This window comes from Oceanobacter sp. 3_MG-2023 (assembly GCF_030688925.1).
In the GTDB taxonomy this organism is placed as follows: Bacteria; Pseudomonadota; Gammaproteobacteria; order Pseudomonadales; family Oceanobacteraceae; genus Oceanobacter.
In genome coordinates, this window is record NZ_JAUYVX010000006.1 from 119,894 (window position 1) to 132,048 (window position 12,155).

Sequence of the window (12,155 nt, forward strand, 5' to 3'; positions counted from 1 at the left end):
TTAGTCACTGAAAGGCATAGCTGTATTGTGGTTTCTTTATGAAAGGTTATGATCAAGAGAAAGTTATAAATAATTCATGTTTATTGCCAGTTGGTTCGACTTTCTTTAGATATGCTAGGTTGTATGATATAGATGAGATTGTAAAGCTGGATGAAAGTGTTTTCGATAAGCATGAAATAATTGATAGGAATAAGTTTTTCGAATGGCATAATAAAAACCCAAAAATTTTTACCTGTCTAGTTGATGATAATAAGGTTGCAGGGTACTTCTCTATATTGCCTCTAAAAAAAGAGTCATTAGATAAATTCTTAGCAGGGGAGGTTTGCGAAAAAAGTTTTACCAGCAATGATATTCTCCAATATAAGGATGCTGTTGGTCATTGTAGGGATTTTTATTTTTTCTCTATAGCTATAAATTCAAATGGCAGGAAATTATTCTTGCGGTATTTTATAAATGAAATAGCAAAAGAGTTGCAAGCTAATAATAATTCAAGAAATTTATATGTCACAGCAGCTAAAAATGAAGGAAGGGCTTTGATTGAACGGTTTAACTTTAGACTCGTTCAAAAGGGGGCGTGTCGTGCTGATGGCCATGATTTGTATGTTAAAGAAGTTGATGATTTTATTAAACGTATTAAGGCCCATAGAGGCTATATCAAATATCGACTTGATAATATAGATAAAATTTATTGATTAACCGGAAACCGATACCTGATAATAAACAACAGCTGGGCCTTTTCTATCTGGTGCGTAACAAGTGTCGGATGACGCGCTAATCGGGTTTCAGGTGTTGGCTGGTTCGGTGTCGGGCGCTTATCCAACCTACGACTGGTGCGTAACAAGCTGTTCCCAATTCAAACCGTTAGCAGCACTTGCAAACCTTGTTTCCCAAGGAACAAGAGAAGAAGTATTCAATGAGCTAATAGGATTCATCAGGAGTACACTATCTAATTCCAGCAAGTTGGCAAAAGCACTCACTGCATAGCCTCCCATAGAACCACCATAGCCAATTTTCCGTCGAAATTTCTTCAACTGCAAAGCAAAACTCTCAAGAAAATCAATAAACAAATCATTTCTGTACCAAGTAGTCTCTCCTATGCAAGAAAAAGATATTACATTTAAATTTTTCTTGCAGAGATACTCATATCCCCATGGAGAATACGAGGTTTCATGTATATTATTTGGATTAGTAACCTCTCCCGCATTCGAAAAGCTTATTACCAATGGGGCTTCAGTGTTCAAAATTGAATATTTTAAATAAACACCCCCAACAACCCCGCAACCTTTACAAGGTTTAGAACTGGAATGGTCCAATTCTAAAATATTGTCACCATATAATAATTCGAACAAAAGCAACACCCCAGAAATAACTTACTTCAATAATGACTTATAATATTCGATCTTTTCTCTTATAAACCCACCATGCGGCCTGAATCTATTGGCGATAAGCATCAAAGAATTTGCTTTCTTCAGATCAACCTTCTCCAAAAGCAAAGCCGAGTCTCGCACAATATCAATCTCTTTTTCTGTAAGATAATCTGCTTTATAGGATAAAGTTGAGATAATACCCAATATAGAATTGAATTCTTCTTCTGTGAACTTATAGTTGCTTTCATCAGGGTAGTCTTCAAAACTACCATCAAAACTTTGTTCAAGACCAAACCAATCAAATAAAGTATGATTTTTATTCTCAAAAACGGAATAGAATTCTTGTGCTTCCTTCTTTGATGGCATCACTTTACAGCTATCACGGTTAATTTTTGACCTGACTTTGTCAACGATCACGGATGGATAATCCAAATTTATGAGAAGATGTGAACACAGGCTATATAATCTACTAACCCCCTCGTTCACCCGGATGGATTCCAAAGAATAAGGGAGGTTTATTATTCTTGGAAAATCCGAACAAATATCACCATCAATCAAGTTATTTTTTTCGAACAATCGAAGTGAAACTGATTCTTTTCCAAAAATATTGCACCATATTTTTATTTTGCTTTCAAAATCCAAATATTTTTTCAAATCGTCCGTTAATTCAGGTAATGCTGAAGCAGAATGTCCGCATAAACAGCTAGACAACATAAGTTTCGGAACACTACATTTTGCGGCCTGTTGCTTAAACGATAACGCAAGTTTATCCTGGCGTCTCAAATAAACAATAATAACCACCTTATCAAAATAACATAAAATAGTTTCTTTTAATTTGGATATTTCCTCTTCATCATTCAAAAGAGAAAAATGTTCTCCAGAAATGATAACGTTATCTTGGGTCGATTTACCCAAGAAACCATCAAAATCTGAAGACACTTCATACTCCATTGACTCACTACCTTTTATCTTAATAAAAGATGATGAATTACCCAGTTTATCAAGTGACAAAAATTCCCAACCGACATCCAACAAATTTGATCTATTATTATATAGAGCTAATTGTAATGACGAAGACCCCGTCTTATGAAACCCTATATGCAAATACAATGTTCTCATATTTATTCTCAAAAAAATATCTAGTATTTATTTTATCACTAATTATTGCACCTAGGAACCCTTCAGAAAGAGTACCTCATCATGGTAAACCAAGTCTGAGTTCTCTTTCGTATTAAGATATATTTAATGACGGATTGGACAGATTTGCTCTGACGCCAGAGCTCGACAAGACCGTTTTGGTTCATGAGTGGCAATGGCCACAATCGATTGGCACTGCCTGTCGACAGCTTGCAAGAGTTTTCCTAGAGAACGTGTACCTGATTCCATGGCAAAAGAGCCATAAAAGTGCCTGTTAGCTTCAACGACGACAGATATGGACTTTGATCTTAAACGGGATGTTATGCGTCGCTACACTAGCCCAACCTACCATATGACTTTGGTCATCAGGTAGGTTGAAAAAGCCTGGGAGACTACGTTCACGCCACCAAAACAACAGGCCAACGGTTTATCACGACAGCCGCTGCCGCACCGCTTCAAACAAACAAATACCGGTCGCTACCGAGACATTTACCGAGCTGACTTCCCCCGCCATCGGGATATTGATCAAATGATCGCAGTGTTCGCGGGTCAGGCGGCGCATGCCAGCACCTTCAGCCCCCATCACCAGTGCCAGCGGACCTGTGAGGTCTTGCTGATACACCGCGGTGGTGGCTTCTCCTGCGGTACCCACCAGCCAGATACCGCGTTCTTGCAGTTCGGTCATGGTACGGGCCAGGTTGGTCACCTGTACATAAGGCACGACTTCCGCAGCACCACAGGCCACCTTGGCGACAGTGGCATTCAGCGGCGCTGATTTGTCTTTTGGGGCAATCACCAGATGCACACCGGCAGCATCGGCGGTGCGCAAGCAGGCACCCAGATTGTGCGGGTCGGTAACGCCATCCAGAATCAGGATAAAGGCCGGGCCTTCGATGCGATCGAGTACATCTGGCAGATTACGCTCGCTCACTCCCTGTAGCGGCTTGCGGAACGCAATGACACCTTGATGGTTACCATCGGCTTTCTGGTTCAACAACCCTTTGTCGGCTTCACGAATATCCAGGCCAAGTCGCTGGGCTTCGTCCAATACCTTTTGCATGCGTTGATCAACGCGGCCTTTTTGTACCCAGACTTCTGTCACCTGATCCGGGCTGCGTTGTAGCAGAGTGGTGACGGCGTGCAGGCCGTATACAGCATCAAGCTTCATTCATTTGTCTCGTTGGAGGGCCACTCGCGAGCGAATGGCAAACAGCCCTCAGTGTATGCTAGTCAGGGTTTGGTGGTACTTTTGGCCTTTGAGCCAGCTTTGGGAGCGGCCTTGGGTCCAGGAGCGGCTTTACGCTTCGGCTTTTTGGCTTTTGGTTTGGCTTTGGTAGCCGCCGCCGCAACACCACTGGCGGGTGCTTTTTTGGCGTTCAGTTTCTGGCGCTTGCTGGGCGATTTTTTGCGGCTTTTCTTTTTACCACCAGCCGCGTCTTTCTCGGCCACACTGCCCCCTTTATTGACAGCAGCGCCGGCTACCATGGCGGGAGCGGTTGCCGCCGCGGACTTGTTGGCCGCCGGTTTTTTACGGCGACGACGGCCAGAAGGCTTGAGCGTTTCATCCTTGCTGCCAGTCGTTGTTGCTCCAGAGGCGGTGCTTTTGGCCCGCCGACGAGGCAAACGTGGCGCTTCCGGCGCTGCTTGCCCGGCTTTGCCTGGCGCGGTAGCCAGATCGAAGTCGACCTTGCGTTCGTCCAGATTAACACCCGACACCTGCACCCAGAGGCTGTCTCCCAGGCGGAAGGTGCGACGAGTGCGTTCGCCAACCAGCCGGTGTTTGGTGGCATCAAACTGGTAGAAGTCATTCGCCAGCGAGGAGATATGCACCAACCCTTCGACATAGACGTTTTTCAGTTCAACAAACAAACCAAAGCCGGTCACGGCCGTGATAACGCCTTCGAACACGTCACCAACCCGATCCTGAATGTACTCACATTTAAGGAAGTCGTTCACGTCCCGAGTGGCGTCATCGGCACGACGCTCGGTCATGGAGCAGTGTTCACCCAGCTGGATGACTTGCGCCGTATCGTAGGGATAGATTTCGGCCTTGGCCAGCGGCTTGGCACCTTCGGCACGGATGACGTTACGGCATTCCTGTTCGCTGCGAATCACGCTGCGAATAGCACGATGCACCAGCAAATCCGGATAGCGACGAATCGGCGAGGTAAAGTGAGTGTAGGCCTTGTACGCCAGACCAAAGTGGCCTTCGTTTTCCGGGTGATAAACCGCCTGACTGAGCGAGCGCAGTAACACGGTCTGAATCAGATGGGAGTCCGGGCGATCCTGAATACTGCTGAGTAATTCCTGATAGTTTTTCGGGGTCGGCTTGCCTTTACCGGTATTGATTGCCAGCCCCAGCTCACCAAGAAACGAGCGCAGGTTTTCCAGCTTGTCTTCATTCGGGCCTGGATGGACGCGGTAAACACAGGGCACCTGATATTTTTCCAGGAAGCTGGCGGCGCACACGTTGGCGGCCAGCATGCACTCTTCAATCAGCATATGGGCATCGTTCCGACTGATCGGCACGATTTCCTGAATCTTGCGCTCGGCATCAAACACAATGCGGGTTTCGACCGAGTCGAAGTCCATTGCACCCCGCTCTTCACGCTTGCTGCGCAACAGCTGGAACAGGCTGTACAGATTTTCGATGTGAGGCACGACCGCCGGGTAATGATCACGCCAGATCTGGCCTTCTTCACTGCGCGGTTGCTGCAGCATCGACCAGACCTTGTTGTAGGTCAGGCGGGCATGGGAGTGAATCAGCCCTTCCATAAACTTGTAACCGGAGATGTTCCCGGCTTTGGAGATGGTCATTTCGCACACCAGCACCAAACGGTCCACTGCCGGATTCAGGGAACACAGCCCGTTGGACAGTTTTTCTGGCAGCATCGGCACCACAAACCCGGGGAAATACACCGAGTTGCCGCGGGTATGGCCTTCAATATCCAGTGCCGAACCCGGTTTGACGTAGTGGGATACGTCGGCGATGGCAACGTACAAACGCCAGCCACCGGTGTTCTTGTTACGTTCGCAGTACACCGCATCGTCGAAATCGCGGGCATCTTCACCGTCGATAGTGACAAACGGCAGGTGACGCAAATCAATCCGGTTGGCCTTGTCTTCCTCACGTACTTCGTCAGACAGCTTTTTGGCTTCGACAGTCACCGCCGCTGGCCATTCGTGGGGAATATCGTGGCTGCGAATAGCCACTTCGATTTCCATGCCCGGAGCCAGATGCTCGCCCAGCACTTCAACTACCTTGCCAACCGGCAAGCCACCCTGTTTTGGCTGGGCAACGATTTCGACCATTACAAACTGGCCGTGCTCGGCACCGTTACGTCCATCAGCAGGAATCAGCACTTCAGTGCTGACACGCTTGTTGTCAGGCTGCACCACGCCGACACCGGCCTGGTCGAAATAACGGCCGACGACGTGCTGGGTGTTACGTTCGAGTACCTGCACGATCTTGCCTTCCGGACGCCCACGGCGATCCAGGCCAAGAATCTGCACGGCGACCTTGTCACCATGAAAGACTTTGCGCATTTGCCGGTTCGACAGATAAATATCGTCGGCATCGCTACGCAAGACGAAACCAAAACCGTCCTTGTGCCCCATGACGACACCGGTCACCAGGTCGGCTTTTTCCATGGGGAAAAACTGGTTGCGCCGGTTGCTCATCAGCTGGCCGTCCCGCGACATGGCGATCAGTCGGCGGCGCAGGGCTTCAACCCGCTCGGGATCTGATTCTGTCAGCGCTTCACACACATCTTCATGAGTCATTGGACGGCCGGATTGCTCCAGCAGCGTCAACAATGCTTCCCGGCTGGGTACCGGATTGTCGTATTTCTTTGCCTCCAACGCGGCGTTGGGGTCGTGAATGGGGGAGTTTTTTGGGGTGGGAGAATCCGTCAATGTACGGCTCCTGTTTTTATGAGGGATGTGTTTGGGCGCCACAGGCGGCTGGTCGAGACCGGTTTTATGTTATTCATGCCAGACAGTATACCCAAAGGCAGCTGATGCTGCTCAATCTGCTGTCATAGTCCACGAATATTAATCAACATGGATTCCCGACCCACACCGGCAGCGGCCAATTGATCAAGGTAATCTTGCCAGAGCGTTGCCTGATTCATACACAAATGGTGCAAATAAGACCAGTCGTACAGCCCGGAATCATGACCATCGTCAAACACCAGTTTCAGGGCGTAGTTGCCAGCGGGTTCAACCCGCAGCAGGCCGACGTCTTTTTTACCCGATTGCAGCACGCCGTTGCCGGTACCGTGACCGCGCACTTCGGCTGAAGGTGATAACACCCGCAGGAATTCGAAACTGAGTTCATGGCTTTGTTCGCCGTAGCGTAATACCAGGCAACGGCTGCTTTTTTTAACGGTGATGCCATCTGGCTTCATGGGGTATCTCCCGAACTGAGGGATGGAACACGTGGCAAATGTTGCCAGATTAGCGTGTGTTGGTCGTTGCGGCTAACGGTTTGGGTTGTCGGATTACGGTAATCAGTATGGATAGTCGCCGGTCTCTCGGCGACTCGATTAAACATTCATATCCAAATACCCAACCAAATATTGAACGCGGTTGCTCTTATAGCGAGAGCAACCAGCGTCAACCAGGCCTTTGGCTCAGAGAATAAACTGGCTCAGGTCCTGGTTTCTCACCACATCGCCCAACTGGGCTTCAACATAAGCGGCGTCGATGACAACGGCGTCGCTCAGGTCGGTGGCGTCAAAGGAAACGGTTTCCAGCAGGCGCTCCATAATGGTGTGCAAACGACGAGCCCCAATGTTCTCGGTGCTTTCGTTCACCTCGTAGGCGATCTCCGCCAGGCGCTTGATGGCGTCCGGGCGGAATTCAAGCTCCACGCCTTCGGTCTGCAGCAAGGCACGGTATTGTTCCGTCAGCGAGGCGCTGGGTTCAGTCAGAATACGTTCGAAGTCGCCCGGTGTCAGCGCTTGTAATTCAACCCGGATTGGCAAACGTCCCTGTAGTTCCGGGATCAGATCTGACGGCTTGGCAACGTGGAAAGCACCGGAAGCCACAAACAGGATATGGTCAGTCTTGATCATGCCGTGTTTGGTGCTGACGGTACTGCCTTCAATCAGCGGCAACAGGTCGCGCTGTACTCCTTCACGGCTGACATCACCACCGGAACCGGATTCGCCTCGCTTGGCAACCTTGTCGATCTCGTCAATAAAGACGATGCCGTTTTGCTCTACCAGGTCGATCGCTCTGGCTTTCAAGTCTTCCATATTGAGCATTTTGGCCGCTTCTTCATCCTGAAGCTGCTTGAAAGCATCGCGGATTTTCAGCTTGCGTGTGGTTTTTTTGTCGCTCCCCATGTTGGAAAACATGTTCTGCAACTGGCTGGTCATTTCTTCCATGCCTGGCGGCGCCATAATCTCAACGCCTGCCGGTGCCTGAGCAACAGCGATATCAATTTCCTTGTCATCCAGCTGACCTTCACGCAGTTTCTTGCGGAAAATCTGACGGGTGGAGGAATCTTCGGTTTTAGGGCTGGTTGTGGTGTCCCACTCGCTTTGTGTATTGGAACGAGCCGGAGGCAGTAAAGCATCCAGAATACGTTCCTCTGCCGCTTCTTCAGCCCGGTGGCTGACTCGCACCATCTCTTGCTCGCGCAGCATTTTAATGCCGGTTTCGATCAGATCCCGAATAATGGATTCCACGTCTTTGCCGACATAACCCACTTCGGTGAATTTGGTTGCTTCGACCTTGATAAAAGGGGCGTTGGAAAGTTTGGCCAGACGTCGGGCAATTTCGGTTTTACCCACCCCGGTCGGACCAATCATCAGGATATTCTTGGGGGTCACTTCATCGCGCAATGCTTTTGGCAGCTGCATGCGACGCCAGCGGTTACGCAAGGCAATCGCGACGGATCGTTTGGCATTCTGCTGGCCAATAATATGACGGTCCAGCTCGTGAACAATTTCTCTCGGGGTCATTTCGCTCATGCGTTATCTCCGGCAGACAGGCATTCAACCGTCATATTGTTGTTGGTAAAGACACAGATCTCTCCGGCGATAGTGAGGCTTTTTTCGGCTATGTCTCGTGCCTCCAGGTCTGTGTTGTGTAACAGGGCACGAGCCGCGGCCAGGGCAAATTGACCACCAGAACCCACACCAATCAGATCTTCTTCCGGCTGCACCACGTCGCCATTACCGGTAATGATCAGGGAAGCGGTGTGATCTGCCACTGCCAGAATCGCTTCCAGCTTGCGCAGCGCACGGTCCGAGCGCCATTCTTTGGCCAGCTCGACGGCGGCACGCGTCAGCTGGCCATGATGTTGCTGCAGCTGGGCTTCAAATTTTTCAAACAGGGTAAATGCATCCGCGGTACTGCCCGCAAACCCGGCCAATACCTTATTGTTGTAGAGCCGACGGACCTTGCGTGCATTCCCTTTCATCACGGTATTACCCAGTGATACCTGGCCATCACCGGCAATCACCACCTGGTCACCACGTCGGACGGATACAATCGTTGTCATAGCGTACTTCCTGCTTACATTCGGGTCAGCGGTAAAAGATGGGGCCGTCAATCACGAAATCAAGTGTCTATGCCAAGCGGATTACATTTGCCTTACCGCACTGTTATTTCTGGTTGGACTGCCTTTACTTACCTTTGACGCTTTTTTAACAGTTGCCTGACTTTACCGACAGCCGGATACTCTACAATTGAATATACGCTGGAAAACAAGATGATTACTGCCAATACCGTTGTTGAATTGCACTACCGCATGACCGATAGCGAGAACCAACTGATTGAGTCGACTTTTGATGGCAAGCCAGTGCTGTATATGCACGGCAAAAAACAGATGCTGGGGGCATTTGAAGCGGCCCTTGATGGCCGCTCTGCAGGGGATGAATTACTGCTGACCCTGACCCCGGATCAGGCCTATGGCCAGCGCCGCGACGACGCTCAACAACGGGTGCCGGTAAAACATCTGCAAGGTGCCAAACGCTGGCGCGCCGGAATGCTTGCAGAAGTTCAGACAGAACATGGCCCGCGCAAGGTGACGGTCGTCAAAGTTGGTAAATTTATGGCCGATGTTGATACCAACCATCCGCTGGCAGGCAAGACATTGACGTTTCAGGTGTCGATCCTCAGTACCCGTGATGCCACCGCCGAAGAGCTGGCCCATGGCCACGCCCACGCCGGTGATCACTGCGGACACGGGTCCTGACAGGCGGATCTGCCGTACCAGATCAATCACATTGTCATGGTGCTGGCGTAGCATGGGACAACAGGCAAGACAGGTCATATTGACATTACAAAGCATGAACCATTCAGGGTGTTGGCTTATCTGATCAGAAAGCGACCCCATTCATATCACAAGGAGAACGTTATGGCGTTTAAACATTGGGCAATGGCGGCTGTCGCGGTTATGGCAGGCTGCTCATCCAACCAGTCGATCGAAACCCAACCGGTCAGCTGTGCTTTTGCTGATGGTTCGGGCAAGGCAGCACCGGAATGGGTTTGTGGCGCACCGATTGATGGTGTCGACCTGACTGCAGTTGGTTATGCCGACAAAACTGCCGCTGGCCCCAACTTCATGAAACAAATGGCGGCCACTGCTGCTCGTGTTGAGCTGGCTCAGACCATGCGTATCGAAGTCCAGAACATGATCAAGCAATATGCTGAGACCACGGGTACCGGAGATGGCGAAACCGTCGACAAGGTGAATTCCTCTGTCACTCGCCAGATCACCAAGGAAACCCTGGTTGGTTCCAAAATCCTGCGCCAGATGCCGACCCCAAGCGGCGGTATGGTGGTACTGGTTGGTCTGAATGCCGACACCATGGCCCAGGTAACGGAACAGGCCCTGAAAACCTCCATGGCCAATGATCAGGCGCTGTGGCAGAAATTCCAGTCCGAAAAATCCTTTGACGAACTGGCTGAAGAAATCGCCAAACTGAAATAAACCGATTGCCCAACACAGCAGCAGCCAGGTTCACCTCGCTCTGCTGTGTTGGTTCCATCCCCGACAACGGCTCAGGTAACTTAACTGAGAGGGCAAGTGCCATGAACGTCAGATTCCAGCAAGGTTTACGCGGCTTTGTTGCTGTCGTCACCTTGATGACCAGTGCCTGGTCACTGGCCGCCACCCCGACACAAACCAATGAATACCAACAGTGGTTACAGCAGACCCAGGACAATTATCAGTCCTATCTGGATAAAAATGACCGCGCTTTTCTAACCTTTCTCAACCAGCGCTGGAAAGACGTCGAGGTTGAACCGGCACAACAACGAGATCCGGAACCCAAGCCGGATACTCTGCCGGTTGCCCGCCCGGCCCCGGTCGATACACCAGAACCAGCCCGGCCCACCAGTGAACCGCTCCCGCCACCCGTCGTGGTGGCGCCATTACCCCCTTCGACACCCCGGCCCGCGGTTATCCCACCGGAATCATTGCCAGCCAATCCCAATACCGTACAACTGACGTTTTATGGACGCAGTCTCAGTGTCGAGATTCCCGATGGTTTCAAACAGACATTCAGCGGTCGACCTGATAACAAACGTATTGCCACTTACTGGCAGCAACTCGCTAGCAGTCAACATCAATCGCTTGTCGATGCGCTAACAGCCGCGGCCAGTGACTGGCAATTAAACGACTGGGCTACCGCCGTGCTGTTCAGTCAATTTGCTCACGCTCTGCATGATGACCCCAACAGTCAGGTACTGAACTGCTGGTTTTTACTGGTCAAAGCCGGTTTTGATGCCAGAGTCGCCTACGACCAGCAAATTCACCTGCTGCTACCGGCCCAGGAAAAGCTCTACGGCGTTACCTATTTTGAGCTTGACCAGCAGCGTTATTACGCCATTCAACCCGGCGAGCAACCACTGGGACTGGGGACCGTCAAAACCTATCAGGGCACTCATGAACTGGGCTCACGCCCCATCGGTTTTAGCGATCCATACCGCTTTGTACCTGGTGGCGGCGAAGAAACACGAACGCTCAGCTTTCGCTGGCAAGGCCAGACTGAATCCCTTCAGGTCAGTTACCCTGCCGACTACAGCGCTTATCTGGCCACCTACCCGCAACTGGCACTGCCAGGCTACTTTCAGGCCGGATTACCAGCCGTTACGGCCCAGCAATTACTGGATCAGTTACGGCCTCGACTGGCCCGACTGAACGACCGTCAGAGCAAAATCAACTACCTGCTACGGTTGGTGCAAACCGGTTTCCGTTATGAAACCGACGCCGAGCAGTTTCAGAGCGAGAACTACCTGTTCCCGCTGGAAACCCTGCACTACCCTTACTCCGACTGCGAAGACCGCGCTGCTCTGTTTGGCTGGCTGGCGCAACAGCTGCTGGATGCTGATGTGCTGATTGTCGAGTTACCGGGCCACGTTGCCACCGCCATTGCCATGAACGCCACCGACAGCGCCATCACCGGCAGCGGCTGGCGGTTTGAAGGCAAACGCTACCTGGTAGCCGATCCGACCTACATCAATGCCGATCTCGGCATGATGATGCCCCGTTATCAAGACCAGACACCGACGTTAAGAAAATTCTGATCCCGCTGGGCGTCAAGCGTCATTGCCTCCGAACCGGTACTCACCAAGCAAACTGGACAGTCGAGAGGAGGCAGTCGCGCAACCCGGTGAGCGAGGCAATATGAT

11 protein-coding genes are annotated in these 12,155 nt (G+C 50.5%); 4 read left to right on the forward strand and 7 right to left on the reverse strand.

From position 1 onward, the window contains the following. Positions 1 to 38: 38 nt before the first annotated feature. Positions 39 to 692, forward strand: coding sequence for a hypothetical protein (locus Q8W32_RS07525; protein WP_305414382.1), 654 nt, complete (start codon positions 39 to 41; stop codon positions 690 to 692). 129 nt (positions 693 to 821) lie between these two features. On the opposite strand, the gene Q8W32_RS07530 is transcribed toward Q8W32_RS07525, so the two are convergent. The 7 genes from Q8W32_RS07530 to hslV form a co-directional block, all read right to left on the reverse strand. Then, positions 822 to 1,349, reverse strand: coding sequence for a hypothetical protein (locus tag Q8W32_RS07530; RefSeq protein WP_305414383.1), 528 nt, complete (start codon positions 1,347 to 1,349; stop codon positions 822 to 824). Positions 1,350 to 1,370: 21 nt separating this feature from the next. Next, positions 1,371 to 2,402: a hypothetical protein gene (locus tag Q8W32_RS07535; RefSeq protein ID WP_305414384.1), complete on the reverse strand. Its 1,032-nt coding sequence runs from the start codon at positions 2,400 to 2,402 to the stop codon at positions 1,371 to 1,373. Positions 2,403 to 2,934: 532 nt separating this feature from the next. Beyond that, a complete protein-coding gene (rlmB, locus tag Q8W32_RS07540; RefSeq protein WP_303432768.1) occupies positions 2,935 to 3,672 on the reverse strand; it encodes a 23S rRNA (guanosine(2251)-2'-O)-methyltransferase RlmB in 738 nt (245 codons plus the stop codon). Between the two features lie 62 nt (positions 3,673 to 3,734). Then, positions 3,735 to 6,419: a ribonuclease R gene (gene rnr / locus Q8W32_RS07545; protein WP_303432766.1), complete on the reverse strand. Its 2,685-nt coding sequence runs from the start codon at positions 6,417 to 6,419 to the stop codon at positions 3,735 to 3,737. A gap of 122 nt (positions 6,420 to 6,541) precedes the next feature. After that, positions 6,542 to 6,913 carry a DUF971 domain-containing protein gene (locus tag Q8W32_RS07550; protein ID WP_303432764.1) on the reverse strand — a complete coding sequence of 124 codons (372 nt, stop codon included), beginning with the start codon at positions 6,911 to 6,913 and terminating at the stop codon, positions 6,542 to 6,544. A 225-nt stretch (positions 6,914 to 7,138) separates the two neighbouring features. Then, complete coding sequence (gene hslU / locus Q8W32_RS07555) at positions 7,139 to 8,485, reverse strand: ATP-dependent protease ATPase subunit HslU (protein ID WP_303432763.1); 1,347 nt, start codon at positions 8,483 to 8,485, stop codon at positions 7,139 to 7,141. Further along, entirely contained in the window at positions 8,482 to 9,018 is a 537-nt protein-coding gene (hslV, locus tag Q8W32_RS07560) for an ATP-dependent protease subunit HslV (RefSeq protein ID WP_305414385.1), read from the reverse strand. The genes hslU and hslV overlap by 4 nt, the downstream gene beginning before the upstream one ends. Before the next feature lie 210 nt (positions 9,019 to 9,228). Here hslV and Q8W32_RS07565 point away from each other — a divergent pair, with 210 nt between their 5' ends. The 3 genes from Q8W32_RS07565 to Q8W32_RS07575 all read left to right on the forward strand — a co-directional run bounded on the left by Q8W32_RS07565 (position 9,229) and on the right by Q8W32_RS07575 (position 12,050). Further along, on the forward strand, positions 9,229 to 9,714 hold the full coding sequence (locus tag Q8W32_RS07565; protein WP_305414386.1) for a peptidylprolyl isomerase: 486 nt from the start codon (positions 9,229 to 9,231) through the stop codon (positions 9,712 to 9,714). Positions 9,715 to 9,876: 162 nt separating this feature from the next. Next, a complete protein-coding gene (locus Q8W32_RS07570) occupies positions 9,877 to 10,452 on the forward strand; it encodes an LPP20 family lipoprotein (protein WP_305414387.1) in 576 nt (191 codons plus the stop codon). A 101-nt stretch (positions 10,453 to 10,553) separates the two neighbouring features. Beyond that, a complete protein-coding gene (locus tag Q8W32_RS07575) occupies positions 10,554 to 12,050 on the forward strand; it encodes a hypothetical protein (protein ID WP_303432757.1) in 1,497 nt (498 codons plus the stop codon). The last annotated feature ends 105 nt before the right edge of the window (positions 12,051 to 12,155 follow it).